The organism is Microbacterium pseudoresistens, assembly GCF_013409745.1.
GTDB lineage: Bacteria > Actinomycetota > Actinomycetes > Actinomycetales > Microbacteriaceae > Microbacterium > Microbacterium pseudoresistens.
The window spans coordinates 1,037,194-1,060,591 of sequence record NZ_JACCBH010000001.1 but is presented as its reverse complement, the minus strand read 5'-3'; the positions used below and the strand labels follow the sequence as shown (position 1 = coordinate 1,060,591).

The 23,398-nt window shown below is 66.4% G+C and carries 21 protein-coding genes and 1 pseudogene; 12 read left to right on the top strand and 10 right to left on the bottom strand.

Annotation, left to right across the window (positions count from 1 at the left end):
- Position 1 precedes the first annotated feature (1 nt).
- From BKA02_RS05165 to BKA02_RS05155, 3 genes are read right to left on the bottom strand one after another with little or no spacing between them, the layout of a single operon-like run.
- The gene (locus tag BKA02_RS05165) at positions 2–490 is read right to left on the bottom strand and encodes a hypothetical protein (RefSeq protein ID WP_179431909.1); all 489 of its coding nucleotides are present in this window, start codon (positions 488–490) and stop codon (positions 2–4) included.
- On the bottom strand, positions 474–1,364 hold the full coding sequence (locus tag BKA02_RS05160; RefSeq protein ID WP_179431907.1) for a DUF58 domain-containing protein: 891 nt from the start codon (positions 1,362–1,364) through the stop codon (positions 474–476). The genes BKA02_RS05165 and BKA02_RS05160 overlap by 17 nt, the downstream gene beginning before the upstream one ends.
- Positions 1,365–1,388: 24 nt before the next feature.
- Positions 1,389–2,507 carry an AAA family ATPase gene (locus BKA02_RS05155; protein ID WP_179431906.1) on the bottom strand — a complete coding sequence of 373 codons (1,119 nt, stop codon included), beginning with the start codon at positions 2,505–2,507 and terminating at the stop codon, positions 1,389–1,391.
- Positions 2,508–2,646: 139 nt separating this feature from the next.
- Between BKA02_RS05155 and BKA02_RS05150 the strand changes: the two genes are divergently transcribed.
- Entirely contained in the window at positions 2,647–3,702 is a 1,056-nt protein-coding gene (locus tag BKA02_RS05150; protein ID WP_343045352.1) for an aldo/keto reductase, read from the top strand.
- Here the strand turns inward: BKA02_RS05150 and BKA02_RS05145 are convergent.
- Positions 3,681–4,586 (bottom strand): hypothetical protein, encoded by a 906-nt coding sequence (locus BKA02_RS05145; protein WP_179431904.1) that lies wholly within the window; start codon positions 4,584–4,586, stop codon positions 3,681–3,683. The genes BKA02_RS05150 and BKA02_RS05145 overlap by 22 nt on opposite strands.
- A gap of 202 nt (positions 4,587–4,788) precedes the next feature.
- Here BKA02_RS05145 and BKA02_RS05140 point away from each other — a divergent pair, with 202 nt between their 5' ends.
- Positions 4,789–6,057 carry an ATP-binding protein gene (locus tag BKA02_RS05140; protein ID WP_179431901.1) on the top strand — a complete coding sequence of 423 codons (1,269 nt, stop codon included), beginning with the start codon at positions 4,789–4,791 and terminating at the stop codon, positions 6,055–6,057.
- Here the strand turns inward: BKA02_RS05140 and BKA02_RS05135 are convergent.
- Together BKA02_RS05135 and BKA02_RS05130 are read right to left on the bottom strand one after the other, a co-directional pair.
- Positions 6,013–6,780: a Pr6Pr family membrane protein gene (locus BKA02_RS05135; protein ID WP_179431899.1), complete on the bottom strand. Its 768-nt coding sequence runs from the start codon at positions 6,778–6,780 to the stop codon at positions 6,013–6,015. The two genes, BKA02_RS05140 and BKA02_RS05135, sit on opposite strands and share 45 nt — an antisense overlap.
- Positions 6,781–6,831: 51 nt before the next feature.
- Complete coding sequence (locus BKA02_RS05130; RefSeq protein ID WP_179431897.1) at positions 6,832–7,473, bottom strand: GntR family transcriptional regulator; 642 nt, start codon at positions 7,471–7,473, stop codon at positions 6,832–6,834.
- 320 nt (positions 7,474–7,793) lie between these two features.
- Between BKA02_RS05130 and BKA02_RS05125 the strand changes: the two genes are divergently transcribed.
- The 5 genes from BKA02_RS05125 (at position 7,794) to BKA02_RS05105 (ending at position 14,782) form a co-directional block, all read left to right on the top strand.
- On the top strand, positions 7,794–8,021 hold the full coding sequence (locus tag BKA02_RS05125) for an antitoxin (protein ID WP_179431895.1): 228 nt from the start codon (positions 7,794–7,796) through the stop codon (positions 8,019–8,021).
- Positions 8,018–10,183, top strand: coding sequence for an adenylate/guanylate cyclase domain-containing protein (locus BKA02_RS05120; protein ID WP_179431893.1), 2,166 nt, complete (start codon positions 8,018–8,020; stop codon positions 10,181–10,183). The genes BKA02_RS05125 and BKA02_RS05120 overlap by 4 nt, the downstream gene beginning before the upstream one ends.
- Positions 10,176–11,609, top strand: coding sequence for a mechanosensitive ion channel domain-containing protein (locus tag BKA02_RS05115; protein ID WP_179431891.1), 1,434 nt, complete (start codon positions 10,176–10,178; stop codon positions 11,607–11,609). The genes BKA02_RS05120 and BKA02_RS05115 overlap by 8 nt, the downstream gene beginning before the upstream one ends.
- Positions 11,610–11,611: 2 nt before the next feature.
- Positions 11,612–13,342, top strand: a complete 1,731-nt coding sequence (locus BKA02_RS05110) for a carboxypeptidase-like regulatory domain-containing protein (RefSeq protein WP_246285975.1) — start codon at positions 11,612–11,614, stop codon at positions 13,340–13,342.
- 153 nt (positions 13,343–13,495) lie between these two features.
- Complete coding sequence (locus BKA02_RS05105; protein WP_179431889.1) at positions 13,496–14,782, top strand: adenylosuccinate synthase; 1,287 nt, start codon at positions 13,496–13,498, stop codon at positions 14,780–14,782.
- Positions 14,783–14,905: 123 nt separating this feature from the next.
- Here the strand turns inward: BKA02_RS05105 and BKA02_RS05100 are convergent.
- Both BKA02_RS05100 and BKA02_RS05095 read right to left on the bottom strand, forming a co-directional pair.
- Positions 14,906–15,013: pseudogene (locus BKA02_RS05100) on the bottom strand (IS481 family transposase); the annotation flags it as partial.
- A gap of 81 nt (positions 15,014–15,094) precedes the next feature.
- Entirely contained in the window at positions 15,095–16,105 is a 1,011-nt protein-coding gene (locus BKA02_RS05095; protein WP_179431887.1) for an amidohydrolase family protein, read from the bottom strand.
- 341 nt (positions 16,106–16,446) lie between these two features.
- Between BKA02_RS05095 and BKA02_RS05090 the strand changes: the two genes are divergently transcribed.
- The 5 genes from BKA02_RS05090 to BKA02_RS05070 all read left to right on the top strand — a co-directional run bounded on the left by BKA02_RS05090 (position 16,447) and on the right by BKA02_RS05070 (position 21,028).
- Positions 16,447–17,196, top strand: a complete 750-nt coding sequence (locus BKA02_RS05090; RefSeq protein WP_179431885.1) for a GntR family transcriptional regulator — start codon at positions 16,447–16,449, stop codon at positions 17,194–17,196.
- Positions 17,197–17,720: 524 nt separating this feature from the next.
- Complete coding sequence (locus tag BKA02_RS05085; RefSeq protein ID WP_179431883.1) at positions 17,721–18,575, top strand: ABC transporter substrate-binding protein; 855 nt, start codon at positions 17,721–17,723, stop codon at positions 18,573–18,575.
- 53 nt (positions 18,576–18,628) lie between these two features.
- Positions 18,629–19,345, top strand: coding sequence for an ABC transporter permease subunit (locus BKA02_RS05080; protein ID WP_179431881.1), 717 nt, complete (start codon positions 18,629–18,631; stop codon positions 19,343–19,345).
- Positions 19,346–19,358: 13 nt separating this feature from the next.
- Positions 19,359–20,171 carry an ABC transporter permease gene (locus tag BKA02_RS05075; RefSeq protein ID WP_218844455.1) on the top strand — a complete coding sequence of 271 codons (813 nt, stop codon included), beginning with the start codon at positions 19,359–19,361 and terminating at the stop codon, positions 20,169–20,171.
- On the top strand, positions 20,168–21,028 hold the full coding sequence (locus BKA02_RS05070; protein WP_218844453.1) for an ATP-binding cassette domain-containing protein: 861 nt from the start codon (positions 20,168–20,170) through the stop codon (positions 21,026–21,028). The genes BKA02_RS05075 and BKA02_RS05070 overlap by 4 nt, the downstream gene beginning before the upstream one ends.
- A gap of 313 nt (positions 21,029–21,341) precedes the next feature.
- On the opposite strand, the gene BKA02_RS05065 is transcribed toward BKA02_RS05070, so the two are convergent.
- Positions 21,342–22,007, bottom strand: a complete 666-nt coding sequence (locus BKA02_RS05065) for a polysaccharide deacetylase family protein (RefSeq protein WP_179431879.1) — start codon at positions 22,005–22,007, stop codon at positions 21,342–21,344.
- Complete coding sequence (locus tag BKA02_RS05060) at positions 22,007–22,825, bottom strand: fumarylacetoacetate hydrolase family protein (RefSeq protein ID WP_218844451.1); 819 nt, start codon at positions 22,823–22,825, stop codon at positions 22,007–22,009. Before BKA02_RS05060 ends, BKA02_RS05065 begins: the two co-directional genes overlap by 1 nt.
- Positions 22,826–23,398: the final 573 nt, after the last annotated feature.

Below are 23,398 nucleotides of genomic sequence, written 5' to 3'. Positions count from 1 at the left end.
CTCACCGCCACGTCGTCACCACGGTGCGGGCGGCGTCGGCGCCGGATGCGGGATCCAACGGCTCGCCGCGGCGGAACACGCTCGGATAGTAGTTGTGCCGGATGGCGTCGACGAGCGCGCGCTGCACGCCGAGCCGCACGAGGTCATCGAGGGCGAGCACGGGCGCCTCCAGCCCGCTGTACTCGTTGACGAACCGGCGCACGGTGCGGCTGAGCTCGAGGTTCGCCCTGCGCGCGTCGATCCCGCCGTCGCGGTACGACTGCTCCACGCGGGCGATCTCGGCGAGGTACTCCTCGCGCAGCACATCGGTGGCGACCACACCCTGCTCGAACGGCAGCGGCGGGGCGGGCTCGGCGGCGGCGCGCCGGCGGCGGGTGAGCAGGAGCACGAGGGCGACCACGAGCACGATGGCCACGAGGATGCCGAACACGAGCAGGATCCACCCCCACCCGTACTGCGCCGGCGGGTAGAGCTCATCGGGCCCCGACATGAGACCTCCGATCCAGCATGCGCAGCAGCTCGCCCACGGCCGTGTCCTGCGCGCCGAGGGTCGCGTGCGAGATCTCCAGCCGGTCGAGCACGTCGGCGCGGTGCTGCGCATCCGCCCGGTCGGCCTCGTGCAGGGCCGCGGCGATCTCGGCGTCGCCGTGCAGGAACGAGGGCACGACCCAGGAGGTGCCCACGTCGCGCCGCACGTCGGGGGCGCGGTGATCGAGCACGGGCTCGGCGTCGTGCAGGGTGAGCCACAGCACGTCGTGCTGCACGCGCAGCCGCTTCAGCAGCCGCTCGTTCTCGTCGGTGAGCGGGGCGTCGTCGGTGACGACGACCACGATCATCCGCCGCGTGACCGTACGGGCCACGAACGAGAGCAGCGCGTCGCGGTCTGAGGGCGCCGATGCGGCGTCGACGGCGGCGTCGATCGTGCGCAGGGCGTGCTCCAGCGCGCCCTCGCTGCGCCCGATCGGGCGGCGGCGTACGCCGGAGGCGTCGCCGTGCACGAGGGTGAAGTCGTCGCCGTGGCGCAGGGTCAGAAGGCCCAGCGCGCCCACGGCGAGGATCGCGAGCTCCTTCTTGGGTCGCTCGTCGTGCGCGAGCGCGGTCATCGGCACGCCCGTGTCGACGGCGAACAGCACGGTGTGCATGCGCGTGGCGCGCATCCGTCGCACCATGGGCGAGTCGAACCGGGCGGTCGCCTTCCAGTCGATGTCGCGCACCGGGTCGCCGTACTCGTAGGCGCGGAGGTCTTCGAAGTCGAGGCTGCGCCCGCGCATGAGCGACGCGTACGCACCGTCGAGCGCGTGCGTCGACCGGCGCGACGAATGGATGAAGAGCTTGCCCTTCACCGGGGTGAGCAGACTCGGCATGGAGGTCCTGTGCGGATGCGGCGGTTACGGGGTGGGCACCGCGCCGAACACGGCGTCGATGATCTCTTCGCTGCGCACGCCCTCAGCCTCGGCCTCGAAGGTGAGCAGCACGCGGTGCCGCAGCACGAGGTGGCGCAGGCTCCGCACATCCTCGGGGATGACGTGGTTGCGCCCGTTCAGCAGCGCGAGCGCGCGCGCCGCCTGCAGGAACGCGATCGTGCCGCGCGGGCTCGCCCCGTACTTGATGAAGCCGCCCAGGCGCTCGCCGATGTACGGCACAGGGTTGCGGGTGACGTACACGAGCGACACGATGTACTGCCGCACGGCGGGGTCGACGTAGATGCGGGAGGCGACGTCCTGCAGCTGCTCCACGTCGGCGAGGGTCGCCGATGTGCGCACGTGGCGTTCGGGGTCGAGCGCGCCGGAGTCGATGCGCGCGAGCACCTCCAGCTCTTCGGCGGGGCTCGGGTACTCCACGATCTCCTTGAGCAGGAACCGGTCCATCTGCGCCTCGGGCAGCTCGTACGTGCCCTCCTGCTCGATGGGGTTCTGCGTGGCGATCACGAGGAACGGATGGGGCACCTTGTGCACCTCGCCGCCGATCGTCGTCTGCCGCTCCTGCATCGCCTCGAGCATGGCGCTCTGCGTCTTGGCGCTGGAGCGGTTGATCTCATCCAGCAGCACGAAGTTCGCGTGCACCGGGCCGAGCACGGTGCGGAAGGTCCCGGTGGCGGACTCGTAGATCTGCGTGCCGGTGATGTCGCTGGGCAGCAGATCGGGCGTGCACTGGATGCGCTTGAACTCCGCCTGCACGGTGTCGGCCAGCGTGCTCGCCGCGGTGGTCTTGGCGAGACCGGGAACGGATTCGAGCAGGATGTGCCCGCCGGCCATGAGCGAGATCAGCAGGCTCGTGCGCAGCCGCTCCTGGCCGACCATCTTGGCCGAATACGCCTCGGAGACCGTGCGCAGCGTCGCCCGCGCGGCCGCGAGCTCGGCATCCGTGGGCGCCGGCTTCGCATCCGCGGCGCTCGCCGGAGGCGCGGTCGGGGTGGGCGTCTGCGGGGCGGGCGCAGCCGCCGCAGGAGGCGGTGGAGGCGGGGGTGGGGCCTGGCCGCCGTGGAATGCGGGCTGGGGCTCGGTCATCGTCGTCTCCTCCGTCGCGCCGGGGAGAGATCTCACGACCGTCCCCCGCACGCCAGCGTAACGCGACGGTCACGGCGCTCCCTGTCCGCACGCCGTGCACTCTGTCTGCCAGCCGTGCGCCCCGGCTACCCTCGAGGGGGTGACCACCGCATCCCTCACCGACACTGTCCATCTCGGCGACGGTCTGCGGGTCTCGCCGCAGGGGTACGGCGCGATGTCGCTGTCCGATGCCTACGGCGTGGTCGACGACGCCACCGCGTACGCCACCCTCGTGCACGCCGTGGACCGCGGGGTGACCTTCATCGACTCCGCGAACATCTACGGCTCCGGGCGCAGCGAGCGAATCATCTCGGGCCTGCTGCGCACCCGCCGCGACGAGGTGCAGCTGGTGAGCAAGGCGGGCATCGTGCCCGGCAGCGGGTCGGCAGGGCGGCGTGAGCTGCGCGGCGACCGCGCGCACATCCGCGAGCAGATCGACCTGAGCCTGGGCCGCCTCGGCACCGATCGTCTCGACCTCTACTACCTGCACCGCGTCGACCCGGAGGTGCCGATCGAGGACTCCATCGGCACCCTCGCCGAGCTCGTGCAGGAGGGCAAGGTGCACCACATCGGCGTCTCCGAGCCCACGGGCGACGAGCTGCGCCGGGCGCACGCCGTGCATCCGATCGCCGCCGTGCAGAGCGAGTGGAGCGTGCTCAGCCGCGACGTGGAGGCGCATGTCGTGCCCACCGCCGCAGAACTGGGCATCGGCGTCGTGCCCTACGCGCCGGTCGGCCGGAAATGGCTCACGGGCCGCTTCGACCCCGCCGAGGTGGGGGAGGGCGATGTGCGCCGCAGCTTCCCGCGCTTCGCGCCCGAGGCGCTCGCCGCCAACGCCCCGCTGCTCGCCGAGCACCGCGCCCTCGCCGAGGAGGCCGGGCTGAGCCCCGCGCAGCTCGCGCTCGCCTGGCTGGTGGCGAAGGGCCGCGAGTACGGCGCGACCGTGGTTCCCATTCCGGGATCGCGGCGTGCGGCGCACGTCGACGACAATCTCGGCGCCGTCGGCGTCGAACTGGAATCTGCGATCGTCGCCCGACTCGACGCCTTGGCCGAGCAGGTGGTCGGCGCGCGCACCCGCGATAAGCGCACGTCTCTGCATCGGGAGCAGGGCGTGAGACGAGATGCTCGCCGGCGTCAGATCGAGTCGCGCGGCTGAGAGATCTCGCTTCCCGGGGTGCCGTCGGAGTAGGCGGCGCGGATGGTCGGATTGCCCAGACCAAGGTCGAGCAGCGAGCCTCCGAGGGTGAGCGACGCGGTTCCGGCCGAGGAGAAGGTGACCGAGCCGGCGCGCGCGCCGCCGTACCAGACGGTCGCCGTGGATCCTGGATGCCCGGAGAGTGACAGCGTGTATCCGCTGAGGATCCGGATGCCGAGCAGAGTGATCGTGTGATGCTCGGTGAGTCCCGTGAAGGCGAGCGGCTGGAACACCACGACGGGAGGATCGGGCACGCCGACGGGGTCAGGGGCGGGTGCCGGCGGGGGAACGACCACCGGATCGGGAGCGCCGATCGGGTCGGGTGCGGCGGGATCGGGCGACTCGGGGTCGGGCACGCCGGAGGGGTCGGGACCCGGGGCCGTCGGGCGCTCCCCGGGTGCGGACGGGCTGGGTGCGGATGGGGCCGGTGTGGACGGATCGGTGCCGGCCGGCGGCGCGGGCGTCGGCGTGCGCGTCTCCGGGGCCGCGCGGTCGTCATCGCTCCGGCATCCGGCATGCGCCCGTTCTTCTTCCGGGCTCGGAGACATCGTGCAGTCCGCGTCGTCGAGGATCGTCCGCACCCCGGCCGGGGCGGGCCCGGCGGCCTGCGTCCCTGAGGCCGGCGGAGAGAGCACGGCGAGCACGCACCCCGTGATCGTCAGGAAGGCGCCGATGGCCGCAGCGATGAGGATGGTGCTCCCCCGAGGACCGTCGACGGAGGCGATCCCTGCTCCGGCCGTTTCGACCGGTGCCGCGCTGGGCAGCGCGCCGCTATCGTCCGATACACCCTGTGCACGCCGATCGCGTCGCAGGGCGCCCGCACCCTCCGCTCCGGCCGCACGCATGCCTTCACCCTACCGATCGATGCTGCGCGGTGGAACGAGCTGACGAGGCTGCGCAGCTCGTTCATGACCTGCCTTCGCGCGTTCATCGGAGGTGACCGAGGTCATTCCGCAGGACGGCCACCCCTATCGCCTTGGTGGGATTGGTAAAGTAGCACGAGTGGGATTGGTAAAGTAGATCTGGTGGTTTTGATAAAGTAGATCCATGTCTGCGTACCGAAGGCGCGTCATCGACGATGAACTCGACGAAGTGTTTCCGGCCCTGGCCGCGATAAGCCTTGACGGGCCCAAAGGGGTCGGCAAGACGGCTACTGCGAGTCGGCGGGCGGCAACTGTTGTCGCTCTGGACCGTCCCGAGCAGATCGAAGAGTTCAGCGCAGACCCGACTCTGGTCGAACGAGCACCCAAACCGCTGGTCATCGATGAATGGCAGCGTCTGCCGCAGACATGGGATCTCGTGCGGCGAGCCGTGGATCGTGACAGTTCCGGCGGGCAGTTTCTTCTCGCAGGAAGCGCTGCGCCGGTCTCGTCGCCCACGCACTCAGGAGCGGGACGCATCACCCGTCTTCGGATGCGTCCGCTTGCCCTCGCGGAGCGTATCGAGCACACCCCCACAGTCTCGCTGCGAGCCCTTCTGGAGGGAGACGCGTCCGTTACGGGCGAGACGGATTGGACACTGCCCGACTATGTCCGAGAGATCGTCTCGTCCGGGTTCCCCGGCATCCGCAACCTTCCTGCACGCGCTCGACGCCTCGCGCTCGACGGGTATGTGACGCGCGTCGTCGAGCGCGACATGGTGGAGCAGGGGTATCGCGTACGCGCGCCCGCGGCTCTTCGAGCCTGGCTTCGCGCATATGCGGGAGCCACGAGCTCGACGGCGAGTTACACGAGCATCCTGGATGCTGCCACGGTAGGAGACTCCGACAAGCCGAGCAAGCCCACGACCATCGCGTACCGTGACGTGCTCAGCCAGTTGTGGTTGCTCGATCCTGTCGAAGCGTGGCGTCCGTTCGGTGTCGACCTGGGCCGCGTGAGCAAAGCATCGAAGCATCACCTCGCTGACCCTGCGCTGGCCGCCAGACTCATGGACCTGGACGAATCCGCACTGCTTGCGATCCGCGCACACGAAATGATCGGACCCCAGCAGGGTGCCGCTCTCGGCCGTCTCTTCGAGGGGCTCGTGACACTCAGCATGCAGACATACGTGCAGTCGGCCGAGGCTCGCTTGAGTCACTTCCGCGATCAGAAGGGCACGCACGAGATCGATCTGATCGCAGAGCGCGGTCAGCGAGTGCTCGCGATGGAAGTCAAGCTCGCGGCCACGGTGTCGGACGCTGATGTGCGTCATCTGAAATGGTTGCGCGAACGGATGGGCGACCGATTGGTCGACGCCATCGTCGTGACGACGGGAAACCGTGCGTATCGCCGGTCAGATGGCGTTGCGGTCGTGCCGTTCGCGCTGCTCGGACCGTGATCCCGGAGCGGACGACCTGGACGAGGACCCTCCATCCGACACAGACGTGACCATCCGTAGCCCTCGCCGGCGACCGACCCGGATCACGAGTGCCGCGACGCCGATGATCGCGACGGCGATGCCGACGACGTACAACGCGACGCCGAGGTATCCCCCTTGGATGTGCGGGTCGAGGAACGGATACGGATACCACCAGGGTTCCCCCGTTGCCGGCGCGGTGATGAGCTCCCCTCTGATCAGCGTGTACGCCGCCCAGACGATCGGGAACGCGACGGTGATCAGCATCGCATTCCACGGCAGCGCGCGGCGGTGCGGTGCGAACAGCACATCGGCGAGCATGATCAGCGGAATGACGACGTGCAGCACCTCGTTCGACCACGGCACGGTCGACCCCTGCGGGAGTTCGATGCCGCGCAGGAGAAGGTTGTACACGATCCCGGTCACGATCATGTAAGTGCTCGCGCAGATCAGGAGAGCGGCGAGCCATTGCGGTTCGCGCTCGCCGCGATTCCCCGTCCATGCCCAGATCGCCCCGACCGACAGCGCCACGGCGGCGAGGATGTTCGACTCGATCGTGAAGAAGCTGAAGAAGTTCGCCACGACCGTGGGCAGGTGGCCGCCGGTCTCCATCGCGTTCTGGACTGTGCGCGCCAGCTGGGTAACGATCGCTGCTCCGCAGAGCATCGCGGCCGCGAGGCGGGCGTAGGGCCACCAGGTCGTCATTGTTCCTCCATAGTCAATGGTGAAAGCGGAAGCCTGTGTGGGCGGCCGCTCTCAGAGCCCGTGCTGGCTGCGGAACGCGAACTCCGCCTTCACAGCATCTCGGTCCACAATCGCCTGCCTCATCATCTGGTACCACCTATCGCGCTCATCACGCGTGCCGAGTTCAGGTCGCACGGTGCGGAGATTCCGCGCGACGACCAGCGCCGTGTCCCGCATGGCTGCCTCGAAGACTCGGTTGCCGGTGCGCTGCGTCACGAACAAGACGAGCGCACGTGCAGCGCGGTAGACCGCGTCCGCATCATCTTCGAGGTTGGCTCGAATCAGGTCGTCCATCCGAGCAACCGCCTCTGAGATCTCCTCATCGCTCAGCCGGGGGATGGCCATGCGCATCGCGATTCCTGCTTGATGGCCCGTGTACTCCATGGTGTCCGCGATCGTCTTCTCGTCGACTTCCGTGACACGCGTGTAGCGATTGGCGACCGTTTCCACCAGGCTCATGGCGGTGAGCCGATGGAGTGCTTCGCGTACGGGGGTGCGGGAAACACCGAACTGGCGAGCGATGTCTTGATCTCTGAGAATCTCGCCAGGAGCGAGGCTGCCGTCGATGATCGCGCTGCTCAACCGATCGAAGACGGCGTCGGTCAGTGTTTTGGTCTCGCCCACAAGCGGCGAGTCGGGTTCGGGTACGGGCATGGCTTGGGTTCCTCATGCCAAATCTATACGACTGCGTCCGCCGGACTGCGCGCGGCGACATTCCGGCGCAGGCTAGGTTCTCCGGTCCCGTCTTCGGAGAATCGGTGTGCTCTCGACTGCGACGCGGGGCGGTGCCGAGACGTCGTCGGAGCCGTCTCCGACGGTCGGTGGCGGTTCCACTGCCGCATGGGTGCTCTGCCACGTCGCTCTCCGTGGATCTGGTTCGTACGTCGAGGGCGGAAGCACGTCTTACCTGCATCCGAATGGAGGCAATATACCCATATATCTGACCTTGCCACGGGGTGGTCTCGACGTCCAGAATGGAGATCTCCGACAAGGTGCTCGGCCAGGCGGCAGACATCGCCGACAGGGCCACCGGCGGCAAGGCCGCAGGTCAGGTCAACGGCATGCGAAGCACCCTCGACGAGAAGATCGGCAATGAGTCGGACGCGCTCATTCGACGCCAGGCACCTTTCGGCGTGTACCGGTATATCGCTAGAGTCGGCGTGAGGACGCCCCTCTCGCGGACCGTGATGGAGGAACGATGAGCGCAGACCCGAGTGCGAGCACGTCCGAGCCGGGAAGGAAGCATGGGCGGCTGAAGGCCGGCCTCAGCATCCAGTCGAAGCTTCTCGTGATGCTGCTCGGCGTGAGTCTGGTCTCATCCATCGTCATCGGCGCGATCGGCTTCATCAACGGGCGGCAGTCGCTGCACGATGCGGCGGTCGAACAGCTGATCACGATCCGATCGATGCGGGCGGCCGAGGTCGCGAATGCCATCGAGTCGGTCAAGCGCGGCGCCGCGCTGGATTCGCGGAACCTCAGCGCGCAGACGTTGTCGCGCACACTGAACGCCGCGTTCGACGAACTGCAGCAGCAGGAGATCACGCCGGAGCAGGACGCGCTTCTGGATCAGTACTACTCGGATACGTTCATTCCGCTGCTGGAGGAGCGCACCGGCGACGAATACGGCGACACAGCCTTCATCCCGCAATCGAACGCCGGAAAGTACCTCCAGCTGCAGTACTCCACGAAAAATCAGGACTTCGATGCGGACTACGACACTCTTCTCGGGCTCAACGACACCGGCGACGGCACGAGCTATTCCCAGGCCGCGGGACAGTACGGCGACTACTTCGGACGGATCGTCGATCAAGTCGACTATGAGGACGCTCTGCTCCTGAATCTCGATGGAGACGTCGTCTTCTCCGCGTACAAGGGCGTGGAACTGGGAACGAATGTGAACACGGGCCCCTATCGGGATGCCGCGTTCGCGCAGACCTACCGCGAAACGATCGCGACCAACTCGGTCGATGCGATCGGCGTGACCGACTTCGAGCGTTGGATTCCTTCTCTCGGTGTCCCGACGATGTGGGTGATCTCCCCGGTCGGAAATGACTCCGGCATCACCGGAGCCATCGCCTTCCAGCTCTCCATCGACACGATCAACGACGTCACGACAGGATCGGAGAGCTGGAAGGAGCAGGGCCTCGGCGACACCGGTGAGGTCTATCTCGTCGGTCGCGACGACCTCATGCGCAGCACCTCGCGACGACTGCTCCAGCATCCGGACACGTACGCGCAGCGTGCGATCGACGGCGGCACCGCACCCAGCATCGCCAACCGCATAGTCGAGGTGAACGGGACGGTGCTGCTCCAGCCCGTCGACACCTTCGCCGTCGAGGAGGCACAGGCGGGTCGCAGCGGAACGACAACCGGCACCGACTATCTCGGAGGCGACAGCGTAACGGCCTACGGACCGCTGGAGGTCGAGGGACTCGATTGGGTCGTCATCGCCCGGATCGATTCCGCTGAGGCGTTCGCTCCCGTCGCCGATTTTACCCGCATCGTGCTGCTGTCGGTTCTCGGCATCATCCTGGGCGTCTCGTTGCTCTCGCTGCTTCTCGCGCAGGTCTTCACGAGACCGATCCATCGGCTCGTGGGCGCGGTGCGCCGTGTCGCCGAGGGGAACCTCGATGTTCAGGTGCCGCAGGGCTCACGCGACGAGTTCGGCGATCTCGGCGACGCCTTCAACGACATGGCGTCGAGTCTCAGGATCAAGCAGGATCTCATCGACGAGCAGCATCAGGAGAACGAGAAGCTGTTGCACACTCTTATGCCCGAGAGCGTCGCGGTCAGGTACAAGCAGGGCGATGAGGCGATCACCGAGGCGCACGAGAACGTCTCCGTCGTCTATGCCGAGCTGATCGGACTCGACGACTACACCCGGGGTCTCAGCGGGGAAGAAGAGATCGGGGTGCTGAACACACTCATGCGCGGATTCGATGAGGCAGCGGACAAGGCCGGAGTGGAGAAAGTGCGCACCCTCCGCGGCGGATATCTCGCGTCCGCAGGGCTCGTCGTGCCGCGCGTCGACAACATCCGGCGCAGCGTCAGTTTCGCGATCAACCTCGTCGAGGTCGTCGATCGGTTCAATGCGCAGAACGGCACATCACTCGGCATTCGCGCGGGTGTCAACACCGGCACCGTCACCAGCGGTCTCGTTGCGCGCACGAACCTCGCCTACGACCTGTGGGGGGATGCGGTGAGCCTGGCCTATCGGGTGAGATCAGTGACCGGTGAGCCGGGGATCTACGTCAGTCAGACGGTGCGCGATCGCGTGCAGGAGCTCTTCACCTTCGTCGAGGCGGGCACTGTCGATTCGGCGGGCAAGACCGAGACGGTGTGGAAGGTCGCCCGAGATGGCTGAGGTGTTTCAAGACGGATGGGCATGGTGGGTGATCGCGCTCGCCATCGGCGTGCCGGTGCTCCTGGTCGCGCTGACGGAGTTGATCGGAAGCCTCACCCGGCGGGGCAACCCCATCGCCCGTCCTCTGCGGATGCTGCGCAACTGGGTGGTTCCGGCCGGCGCGTTGCTCGCCCTCCTCGCGTTCGCCATCCAGTCGCCCGCCGATCAGGTGTGGGTGAGGGTCGTCGCGACGGTGTTCGGCTTCCTCGTCATCCTGCTCGTCCTGTCGTCATTCAACGTGGCGCTGTTCGCCAACGCGGAGCCGGGATCGTGGCGTGACCGCATCCCCACGATCTTCGTCGAGATCGCTCGTCTCGCACTGGTCGTCGTCGGTCTCGCGCTGCTGTTCTCCTGGGTGTGGGAGGCGGACGTCGGCGGCCTGATCACGGCGCTCGGGGTCACCTCGATCGTGATCGGCCTGGCACTGCAGAACGCCGTCGGCGGCGTGATCTCCGGGCTCCTGCTGCTCTTCGAGCAGCCGTTCAAGATCGGTGACTGGCTGGACGCCGCGGGTGTGAAGGGGCGGGTCGTGGAGGTGAACTGGCGGGCCGTGCACATCGAGACCGGGTCGGGCATCCAGATCGTGCCCAACTCCACGCTCTCGGGGGCCTCCTTCACCAATATGAGCGAACCGGAGGGGCCATACTCCGCGACGGCCGAGGTGACCTTCGCCACGGATGATCCCCCGCACGAGGTCATGGCTCTGCTGATCGACGTGGCGGACGCCGTGCCGATGCGTCTGCCCGAGCAGCACGCCACCGCCGCATACTCCGGGAACGGGAAGTACAGGGTGTCGATTCCCGTCGCCGGGCCCGCCGACGCCTCGCGAGCGCTCTCGGTGTATCTCTCGTGGCTCTGGTACGGAGCGCGGCGCCGAGGCTTCGCGCTCGACGGCGACGCCACCGATCCGCTCGCCGAGCCGCAGCGGCTCAGTGAGGCCCTGGCAACGATCGCCCCGACCCTGCAGCTGCGGGAGGAGGACGTCGAACTGCTGCGGACTTCGGCGCACCTGGAGCGATACGGCATCGGCGAGGTCGTCCTCCCCGCGGGCATCATCCCCGACGATGTGCGCATCGTGCTCTCGGGTCGAGCCGTCCTCACGCTCGACGTCGACGGAGGGCGGGTGGACTTCGCCACGTCGGAGAAGGGCGAGATGATCGGCCAGACGGCGCTGACGCGCGAGCGCACACAGGCGATCACGGTGGCCGGGGACATCCTCACCGTGGTCGTTCTTCCGCTGGCCGCGGTCGACGAGCTGATCCGCTCGCGGCCCCGGCTCGCTCGAGAGATCGGGGAATCGCTCGACCTCAAGCGTCAGCTCGCGCTCGACACGCTCGCCGGACTCGGCATCGAACGCTCTCGCATCGTCCAGCCTGGGAAGCTGTGACGATGGACACGACGAAGGAGGCCGCTCGGATGAATCGCTCTCGACGTGCACCGCAGCAGGAGATCGTGCAGCATCGGCGGCGACTGCGCCCCGTGCTGGCGGCGCTTGCGGCCGCACTGGTGGCTGTCGGAGCGCCCGCGGCCTCGGCCGCGACCACGACCGCGTGGGCGACGTGGACGCCGCTCACGGGCGAGGCCGGCAGCTTCACCGCGACCATGACCCTCGCGGGGCAGCCTGCGCTGACCGCCGACATCACGAGCGACTCCCGGGCTGGTCAGGTCGGTGTCATCTCGGGCGCGTCCACCTGGCTGTCGGAGGGGACACCCATCGGAGAGAAGTACGGCTCGAGCCGCGACCAGCCGTACCTCAATCTCCGGCCACGGGCCGATTCCGCAACGAGTCCGTCGACGACGACCTACACGTTCGCCGCGCCGACCCCGTCGTCCGGATGGGCCTTCGCTCTCGGTGACATCGACGCCGACTCCGTACGCATCTCGGGCGTCTCCGCAGCCGGAGACCCCCTGACCGCGGACGATCTGGGCTTCCAGGGCGGCTTCAACTACTGCGCCCCGGGCACGGCGGGAAAGCCATCGTGCACGGGCGATCCCGACGACGTGCCGATGTGGGATCCGGCATCGCTCACGCTCATGGGCAACGCATCGGCGTCCGACACATCTGGATCCGCGGCATGGTTCGAGCCCGCGGTCCCGATCGTCTCGTTGACGTTCGAGTTCACGCAGCGCTCCGGCTTCCCCGTCTACCAGACCTGGTTCGCGTCGATGGCACGCGACATCACCGGGACGGTCCGCGATGTGAACACGGGCGTGCTCGACGGGGTCGACGTCTCGCTCACCGACTCGAACGGCACCGTCATCGCCACGACGACGACCAGCGGCGGGGGCCAGTACTCGTTCCCCGGATACTTCGCCACCGACGGGTACGAGGTCACGGCGACTCCTCCGCCAGGCAAGACGGGGGTTGTCACGACGGGAGCAGCCGACCTGCGCACCCAGGACGCCGTCGTCGACCTCACCGTGCGCGACAAGGCATCCCTCTTCGGCACCGTCACGACGGCGGGCGACGGCACCCCTGGGGTCGCAGTCACCGCCTCCGGCCCCGACGGGGTGCTCACCACCACGACGGATGGGGACGGGAACTACGCGTTCCCACTGATCGGCGACGGGACGTACGAGATCACCATCACGGTGCCCGAAGGCACGGTGGCGGTCTCGCCCACCACGCGGACGGAAACCGTCTCCGGCGACGACCTTTCGGGCGTGGACTTCGAGCTCGCACGTCTCGGATCCGTGGCAGGGGCGGTCACGGATGACGCCGGGGCGCCGATCGGCGGGGTCACGCTCACGGTGGACGGGCCGGGCGGCGCCCTCAGCGTGATCACCGGCGTCGACGGCCGTTATCTGATCGATGAACTCCCGCCGGGCGACTACGTCATCTCCGTCGTCGCGCCGGACGGAACCGCTGTCGAGGGACCGTCGAGCAGGAAGGTGACGATCACCGCCTCGGGTGAGGCCGTCATCGACCAGGACTTCGTGCTCGTCGCGGATGACGTCACCGCGCCGCCCGACGACCCGGACGGTCCGGGCAAGGGCGGGTCGGGCAACGACCCGCTGCCGACGACCGGTGCGGACAGCACGCCCCTCCTCGCCGGCGGGGTGATCGCACTGATCTGCGGTGGCGCACTCCTCCTCTTCGCGAGGCGCCGGGCGGTGTGAGCCGCAGCGGCTCTCCCCTGGCTCTGCATCTCCAGGCCACGAGGGGCGCATGGTCCGCCCGGTAGGATGGGGGCGCCCGTTCGGGGCAGCTCACGGCCGGTGCAAACCCGGCGAAGCAGTGGCGGCACGGCCGCCGAAACAGGGGGTTCTCCCATGCCGGGAATCGTGATCGTCGGAGTCCAGTGGGGCGACGAGGGCAAGGGCAAGGCCACAGACCTGCTTGGTGAACGCACCGACTGGGTCGTCAAGTTCAACGGCGGCAACAACGCCGGGCACACCGTCGTCATCGGCGACGAGAAGTACGCGCTGCACCTGCTGCCCTCGGGCATCCTCTCCCCTGGCGTGACGCCGGTGATCGGCAACGGCGTCGTCGTCGATCCGGAGGTGCTCTTCGAGGAACTGGATGCGCTCAGCGCCCGCGGCATCGACGTCTCGAAGCTGCGGGTCAGCGCCAACGCGCACATCATCACCGCGTACCACCGCACGCTCGACAAGGTCACCGAGCGCTTCCTCGGCAAGCGCCAGATCGGCACCACCGGCCGCGGCATCGGCCCGGCCTACGCCGACAAGATCAACCGCGTGGGCATCCGCGTGCAGGATCTCTTCGACGAGAGCATCCTGCGCCAGAAGGTCGAGGGGGCGCTCGATCAGAAGAACCACCTGCTGGTGAAGGTGTTCAACCGCCGTGCGATCACGGTCGACGAGATCGTCGACGACCTGCTCTCCTACGCCGAGCGGCTGCGCCCGATGGTCGACGACACCGGGCACCTCGTCGCCGAGGCCCTCCGCCGCGGCGAGGTCGTCGTGTTCGAGGGCGGGCAGGCGACCATGCTCGACGTCGATCACGGCACCTACCCCTTCGTCACCTCGTCGACCGCGACGGCCGCGGGCGCGGCATCCGGGTCGGGTGTCGGGCCGGGCGCCCTGGACCGGATCGTCGGCATCGTCAAGGCGTACACGACGCGCGTCGGCTCCGGCCCCTTCCCCACCGAGCTGTTCGACGAGACCGGTGACTGGTTGCGCGAGACCGGCGGCGAGTATGGCACGACCACCGGCCGCGAGCGCCGCGTCGGCTGGTACGACGCGCCCATCACCCGCTATGCGACGCGCATCAACGGCATCACGGATCTCGTGCTCACCAAGCTCGACGTGCTCACCGGGCTGGAGCGGATCCCGGTGTGCGTGGGCTATGACGTCGACGGGCGCCGCTTCGACGACGTGCCGGTGAACCAGACCGACTTCCACCATGCGAAGCCCGTGTACGAGGAGTTCCCCGGGTGGACCGAGGACATCTCGGGTGCTCGGCGCTTCGAGGATCTGCCGCAGACCGCGCAGGACTACGTGCTGGCGCTGGAGAGGATGAGCAACACCCGCATCTCCGTCATCGGCGTGGGCCCTGAGCGCGAGCAGGTCGTCGTCCGCCACGACCTCGTCGACTGACGCTGAGACCCCCGCTTGGCGTCGAAACCCCTCGTTGCGGGCGCACGTATCCCGGGGTCTCGACGCGAACCAGGGGTCTCACGGATGAGGGAGGGATGAGGCGATGGCGACGACGTTCTGGATCGGGGACGATGCCGGCCTCGAGTCGCGGTCGATCAGCGGAAGCCCGGCCCGATACCGGTCAAGCCACCGCTTCGAGGTCGTGGGCGAGCAGGGGAACCGCTCCGCAGCAGGATGCGAGTGTGGTAACTCACATCCTGCCCGGAGGTCTTCGCCTACCTCAGCCGTTCACAACCTGCCGGGGAAGTACTCCTAGCCGAGCTTGAGGAGGCGCTCAGCGTTGCGGTGCGTGATCTTCTCGAGGTCCGATCGAGCAATGCCCAGGTGGTCGAGGAACGCGCGTGCCTCTTCATTCCGGCTGTAGGGGTAGTCGACGGCGAATAGGATGCGGTCGGCGCCGATGGTGCTCAGGGCGCATTGCAGGGGTGCCGGGTCGAAGAATCCGCTCGTGGTGATGTAGAAGTTCTCACGGAAGTAGTCGCCGATCGTGCGATCGAGCCCTGTCGTTTGCCGAGGGAACCACATCTCCATGCGCCCGAGCATGAATGGCATCATCTCGCCCATGTGCCCAATCACAATCTGGAGATCAGGGAGCTCGTCGAAGACTCCGGCAAGCATCAGGCGGAGCGCGTGCAATCCTGTCTCGGCGTGCCAGCTCCATCCCGATGACATCAAGCTGAGCGTCACGGCGGGACTGAATCCCTCGTGGTAGGCGGCATTGACCGCGGGCGGCGGGAAGCCCGGGTGAATGTAGATTGGGATCTGGTTCTCGGCCGCCGCACGTAGGAGCGGGCGGTATCGGGCATCGTCGAGGAAGACGCCGCCGGTCTGCGCCGCTCCGTTCACCATGACGCCGCAGATCCCCGGCGTCCGGACCACCCGCTGCAGCTCATGGATAGCCGCGACAGGGTCCCGCATGGGCAGAACTGCCCAACCGGCAAAGCGATCGGGGTGCGCGCGGATGACCTCGGCGAGTTCGTTGTTGGCTTCGGTGACCAGCACTCGCTCTTGCTCTTCGTCTAGACCGATCATCTGCATGTTGGTATGTCCCAACACCTGCATGTCGATGCCCCAGCGATCCATGTCCGCCAGTCGTCCGGCACCCAAGTCGCCGAGCACCTCCATGAATGCCCCAGAGGACCAGCCCATATACGCATCGAGGATGTCGAACCGAGGGGTACCGATTCCCCTGGCGACTCGGTCCGCCTCGTCCGTTCGGAATGCCTTCGTCTGGAAGGCTTCTTCAGTCGCGATAGTCCTCATGCGAGCTCCCTCGATCTGTCGCGAGGCAGATCGCCTCGATGGTGGTCCCGGTCACTGCCGGATCTATTCGTCTATTATAATACTAAATAGCACACGAAGGTTGGAAGCGCGAAGGGCTTCCTCGTTCCCGTAGCGCGACAGGTGCGGCAGTGCCGCATCTGCCATGCAATCGGTCGATTGCGTGGCAGCTCGGTTTGCGCTCGTGGGCCGGGCGCGAGGGGGTCGGCGGCGCTTTTTGCGCGTCGCTGCGCGAGTCTGTCCTCCAGAAGCGCTTCTTTCGTATAATAAAATCATCACTTGGCCGCCGTTGCGGTTCTCGCGTTGACGACCAGGAGGCTCACATGGCCAAGATCGATCGAACGTCCGGGGTGCCGATCTACCGTCAGATCAAGCAGATCCTCGTCGCGGACATTGAGGCTTCCGATGGCGCTGGCCCGGTAATGACCGAGGAGGAACTCCTCCGCCGGTTCCGTGTGAGTCGCGCACCCATTCGTCAGGCACTGCGTGAGCTATCGGACGAAGGCGTGGTTTACCGTGAGCGTGCAAAGGGGACCTTCCCCGTGCGACGTTCTCAGGTGAAACGACCGTCCGCCCTCAAGTTCGGTGGTCTTATCTCCTACTTGCAGGATCGGGGTCTTCACCCCGTCACCGAAGTGGCGGAACTTGACCGGAGCAGGCCGCCGGCGTCTGTTGCAGCGTCCCTTGAGCTCGCCCCAGATGAGGACGTGTTCACCTTCAGTCGGCAGATTGCACTCGAGGGTGGGGCGCCCGTCTTCTGGGCGCGTCTGTTCATCCGCAGCCCTGAGGAGTTCCGGCCAACGGCCGAAGAGCTCAAGCAGAGCGGATCTGCCTTCTCACTGCTCGCTCGCGACCATGGCATCAATATCACTCGATCGGAACATGTCGTGTGGCTTACAGGTGCCACCCCCGAAGAGTCTCGCGGTCTGCAGGTTCCGGAGGGGTCGCCGGTGCTCGTCGTCGAGACGCTTGGCTTCACGAAGGATGGCCGACCGGGCACATGGCGCAGATCTGCCCAGCTGCCCGATGAGCTCAAGCTGGTGTTCGAGTCAAATGATCCCCTCTGGGGCTGACGGCGAGCGACATCGGTCGATCCGCGCTTCAGCCGCGACCTGCTAGCGCGCGGAAGGGGAGTGACGGGTTGTGGTCGGGATGACAGCGGATTGAGAAGAGCGTCTCCCCGAGCGTGTCGCCGCACCTGTTCGCCCAGGATCAGATGAAGACGTTCGTCAGCGTCGGACGTCGCCCCCGGCATCTATACCTCGATGGTTCCGATGCATCGCCGCACGCTGCGCCTACGAGCGACAGCGGATTTGACATCTCAATACATTATTATACTCTTAGGTTGGATCGGTCATCCCGGCTCCCATGAGGGTGGGAGACCCGTCGTAGCGTCAACTCAAGGAAGAGGAACGACATGCTTACAAATTCAGGTCCGCTGCGTTCAGGCGTTTCGACTCGGCGCCGTGCGCTCGCGGGAGGAGTCGTCGGATTCCTCGCGCTCGCTCTCGCGGCATGCTCTGCGGGTGATACTGCGCAACCATCGCAGTCGGAAGCGAGCGGGGAGCCGATTCGGGTCGTTGTCAATTACGAACCGGTGATCAACTTCACCGTCATGAAGCTCGCGCAAGAAAAGGGCTTCTTCGAAGCGAACGGGCTCGACGTCGAACTGAAGGACGGTGGCTCGGGGGCCAACGCGGTCAGTCTTATGCTAAACGGCCAGGTCAACGTTGTTCCGACGCACCTTGGGGTCGGCATCACCGCAGTTTCGGAAGGTATTCCCATCGTGGTGGCGAGCGGTTTGACCGGAGAGGTGGATGGTGAGCAGGGGCCGACATACTCGACGCTCGCCGCGCCGGGCTCCGGCATTAGTTCGTTCGGAGACCTCGGGGGCAAGACGGTCGGAATCCACTCGACCTCGTGCTGCTGGGCAGAGTTCACGGCCCGCGCTGCGGCCGCGGAAGGGGTCGACTCGTCCACGATCAGCTTCATCCAGGTTCCCTTCGCAAATCAGCTTCAGGCGCTCGAGAGCGGCCAAGTCGATGCGATCACGACGGTCCAGCCCTTCATCACCATCGGGTCCGCGGACGCCACCGTCCTGGGTAGTACGGTCCTGACCGCGCTCGACAGTGACGACGCGATCGGAGCGATTGCGCTGATGTCTCAGGCATTCATCGACGAGAATCCGACGGTCCTTGAGGCCTGGCAGAAGTCCATCGCAGAAGCGGCCGCGTACGCCACGGAGAACCCGGATGAGATGCGCGCGCTCATCAGTGCCGAGACCGGGATGGACCCCGCGCTTGTGGCGTCCATGCCGCTTTCGGAGTGGTCGGCGACGTTCAGCGAGGCCGAGTACGACGCGTTCGTGAGCTTCATGGTCGACAGTGGGGTAGTCAGCGCGGACAAGGCGCCCACGAGCGACGAGCTTGTCGCGCCAGGGGTCTTTGGATGACATCCCGACGCAGGCGACGCTGGGTGCTTCCTCTCGCGAGCACGGCCACGGCCGTGCTCGCGTGGGAGGTGCTCGCCCGCGCAGAGCTCATCCCGTCGCAGTTGTCTTCGCCCTCCGCGGTCGTACCTTGGCTGTGGACGGCAGCGGGCACCGCCGCTTTCTGGGATGATCTCGCCGCCACGATGTTCCAGTGGCTGATCGGGCTCCTAATCGCGACCGTGGCGGGCATCGGCGGCGGGTTGCTGGTGGGCACCAACCGCGTTCTCTCCGCACTGCTCCAGGCGCCGATCGAGTTCCTGCGCCCCATTCCCGCGATCATTTATCTGCCGCTGCTTCTCCTTCTGTTCGGAGCGACGCCGGAAGTCGCCTACTGGCTCGCTGCCGTAGGAGCGGTGTGGCCAGTCTTCTTCCAGACCGTCTACGGCCTGCAGTCGCTGGATCCGTTGGCGATGGAGACTGCACGGATGTTTGGCTTCTCACGCCGACAGCGAATCTTCGATGTGCTGCTGCCTGGAGTAGCGCCCTCCATCGCGACCGGTGTCCGGATCGCTGCATCGATCGCCCTCGTCGTCGTCGTCACCGTGCAGATTGTCGGAAGCATCCCGGGTATCGGTGCAACGTTGCGCAACAGTCAGATCAATGGCATTTATCCCGCAGTGTACGGGCTGACGCTCGTCATCGGCGGCATCGGACTCATGGCGAATCTCGGCATGGAGCGTCTTGAGCCGAAGCTACTCAAGTGGCACCAGCCATATCGGCCGGCGACGTGAGATGGGGCAGGCAATGACTAACCTCGCTGCTAGGGGCCGAGTCGCGCGACGACCGAATCGCCGCCGCCGCGGACCCGCACGCATTTTCGTCTATCTGGCCGTACCACTCGCCGCGATCGCGCTGTGGTGGCTGCTGAGCGCGGGAAGCGACTCGCTGTTCTTTCCCCCGCTCAGCGACATCCTCGATCGATTCCGCCAAATGTGGGTGTTCGCGCAATTTGGTAGCGACGTGCTGCCGAGTCTGGGACGGATGTTCGCCGGCTTCATCCTGGCGGTCATCGGCGGCGTCGCCGTCGGAGTCCTGCTCGGCAGCGTGCGGCCGCTCTACCAGGCCGTCAGCCCCTTGATCCATTTCGGTCGTGCGATACCCGCGCCGGCCCTGCTGCCGATCGCAATGATGATGCTCGGAGTCGGCGACCAGATGAAGATTCTCCTCATCGGATTCGTGTGCATCTTCCCAGTCCTACTGAACACGATCGACGCTGTCGCCTCATTGGACCGGGGGCACGAGGATGTCACACGCGTCTTCCACTTCACGCGGACGCAGCGAGTGGTCTACGTCCTGCTGCCCTACTCGCTGCCTCGAATAGTCGCCGGCGCCAGGATCTCGCTCAGCATCGCGTTGATCATGATGATCGTCACGGAGATGCTCGCGGGAACCAACGGGATTGGATTCGTCACCCTGCAAGCCCAGCAGGCCTTCGATATTCGCGGCATGTGGGCCGGGATGATCCTCCTCGGTCTCATCGGTGCACTACTCAGCATCGCCTTCCTGTGGATGGAACGTCGCCTGCTCACCTGGAACCCCAACGTCTCGGAGTCATGATGCTCGAAGTACAGTCACTGCAGAAATCGTTCGACACGAGCTCGGGCCCCTTGAATGTCATCTCGGATGTGTCGTTCTCGGTGGCCGCCGGCGAGCTGGTGAGCATCGTCGGGCCGTCTGGTGCCGGTAAGACCACTCTGTTGCGCTGCATCTCCGGACTGATGCAGCCGACGAGTGGGTCTGTCGAGCTCGTAGGCTCACCGGTCCTCGCGCCGCCGAAGGAGATGGCCTGCGTATTCCAGGACTACAGCCGTTCCCTCTTCCCGTGGTTCAAAGTGCAACGGAATGTCGAGCTTCCGCTCTATAACAAGTTCAAGTCCACTGCCGAGCGCAAGGAACGCGTCCGACGGGCGCTCAGCGAGGTCGGCCTCACGGGCTTCGAGAACAGCTACCCGTGGCAGTTGTCAGGCGGGATGCAGCAACGCGTCGCGATCGCGCGCGGCCTGGCGTACGAACCGTCGGTCCTACTCATGGACGAACCGTTCGCGTCCGTCGATGCACAGACGCGCGCAGATCTTGAGGATCTCGTACTTAAGGTGAGAGATGACCTCGGGATCACGATCGTGCTCGTCACTCACGACATCGACGAGGCCGTCTACCTTAGCGACCGCGTCGTGGTCATGTCCGCTCGGCCGTCCACCGTAGTCGAGGTCCTTCCGGTCGACCTGCCTCGCGGACGCGATCAGATCTCGACCAAGGAGATTCCTCGATTCGCCGAGCTGCGATCACACGTCCTGACCCTCATCCGATCGCGAGGTGACCGCGAGCCGGTTGGCCCGCCGTCGAGTTCCGACGAAACCATTGCGCCGCATCAACTGGCGCCTCATTCCGAATCGCACCCGGGAGCACAGCCATGACCGCGGGACGTCCGATTCACCTTTCGCTCTTCATCAACTTCCGCGCCGTCCCCAGGCGGCCTGGCGATACCCAGGTGCCCAGGCGGACGCGGGGGTCAACTTCGAGCAGAACCGGCATCTCGTGCGGACAAGATCGCGTGGGTCAGAGATAATTCGCCAGGAACGATGCTCGTCAAGGAACTGACGGATCCGGAGGCGTAGTCTAGGCGCTCGCCCTCGGAGCGGATGGAGTGCTCGTCGGCCGGCCGTTCGTGTGGGCCCCACCGTTGATGGAGAACGAGGCGAGGTCGACGTCCTCGACCGCGCTCGCCTGCTAACGGGGATGTTCCTCCCCGTTAGCATCCTGCACGAGACTCGTGATGTCTCCCTCGAGGCGCCCACGGCGCATCGGGACGCAATCGTCGGGGAAGTCGGTCCGCAACTCGATGCCGAGACGCTCGACCTCCCGGAGGAACCTGGGCAGCTCGTCGATCGCTGATGTCGTGTCGTGCAGAACCAGCACCGTCCACTCCGAATCCTCGAGGCTCGCGAGGGCAGCATCCGGCCAGGAATCCTGCTGCTCCCAATCGCGCGGCACACTGTTCCACAGCACGAGGGTGTGTTGACCGGCAGCCAGAGCGCTCACGGCGTCCTGGCTGAGCAGCCTCGGGCCGAGGTGCCCCCCTTTGCCCGTCGGACGGAAGAGCAGATCCTCGTCGGAGAGATCGCCGATGAGGCGCTGAGCCTCATGGATCTCCTGCGCCGCGAAGGCGGGGTCGTCGATGTCGCCGAACATCGCGGAGTGTGTGAGAGTGTGATTGCCGATGCGATGCCCTCGTGTTCGCGTCTGCGCGGCGAGGGCCATGAGCTGAGGGTCGCGCAGGCGTGATGCGATGACGAAGAAGGTGGCGGGTGCACCGTGCGCGTCGAGCATGTCCAGCACACGATCCGTCACGCCGACGACAGGCCCGTTGTCGAAGGTCAGACTAAGCCGTCGCATCAGACCAACTCACTGTCGGCGGTCACGACGTTCCGCAGGGAGCCAATGCCCTCGATGGTCGTCTCAACCACGTCACCTGCCATGAGAAAGCGTTGCGGGTTCATGCCGATGCCGGTCCCCGCGGGTGTGCCGGTGAAGATGACGTCTCCCGGGAGCAAGGTGACGATCTCGGAGAGATACGAAATGAGCTCGGGAACACCGAAGATCAACTCCGAGGTCCTGGCGGACTGAACGATCTCGCCGTTCACGCGCGCCTGTATGGCGAGGTCATCGGGGCGCGCGAACTCGTCGGGCGTCACGATGACGGGACCCAGGGGAGCGAAGCCGGCGTACGACTTCGCGAGTGACCATTGCGGGGGCGACCCCGTCCGCTGCGAAACCCGTTCGCTGAAGTCCTGGCCGACCGTGAGGCCCGCGACATGGCCCCACGCTGCGTCGACGGAGATGTGATGACCGCCGCGCCCGATGACGACGACAAGCTCAGCCTCCCAATCCAGATCGCCGCCCGGATGGTGCACGGGATCATAGGGCCCAGAGATGCTCGAGACAAACTTCGTGAAGACGACCGGGGCTGCCGACGACGAGCGCTTCACCTCGGTGTTGTGAGCCCCGTAATTCAGACCAACCGCGAACAGCTGTCGCGGCGCCGGTATCGGGCACTGAAGTTCCCCAAAATTGACAGGTTCACGGGGCGCATCGGTCAACCCTGTCTTCGCCCAGATCCCGAACTCCGCCCACGTTTCGAAGATGCTCTGAGGGTCGGCTGAGAAGGAGCCCCGGCTCGCCCGGGCGACATCAATGGCGTCGGCGCCATCCATGATCACGAGTCGTCCGGTGAGATTTGCAAGGCGCACGCTGATTCCTCCTGGGTATCGAGGTCCGGTCGAGTCGCACCAAGATTCATTCGTGTATTGAAATAACAATATACACAGACGAATAGCCTCCTATCAACCGTGCGACGCGGATCGGTGCCGCAGGGATCTCGCCTCGTCTCGCTGTTCGCGCTCGTCGGCAGTCGTACGCGCGTCAACGCGACGCCCCACGTTCATGACTGAGGGACGGTCGACGGATGCGCGACGGGCGTAGGCGACTTCGCAGCGGTGACCGAACGCGATTCGTGATCTCCGAGGTGCCTCACTGAGAAGTGAACGCGGGGCGGGCGGTCGTTTCGTCGCTGCATCTCTTCGGACGCAACTGTCGCCGATCGACCTGCTCGGCAGGCATCGGTAACGCGGGCTGGGTGAGCATCCGCCTGGCCGTTGACCGGCCCATCCCCGTCGTCGACATCACCTCGTCGAGGATCCGCCCCGGTCCGCCTTTGACGCCCGCGCGTACGCGGTCCTCAGCCTGACCGTCACCTGTCGGCTCGCGGCCATCGGAATCTTGCCTTC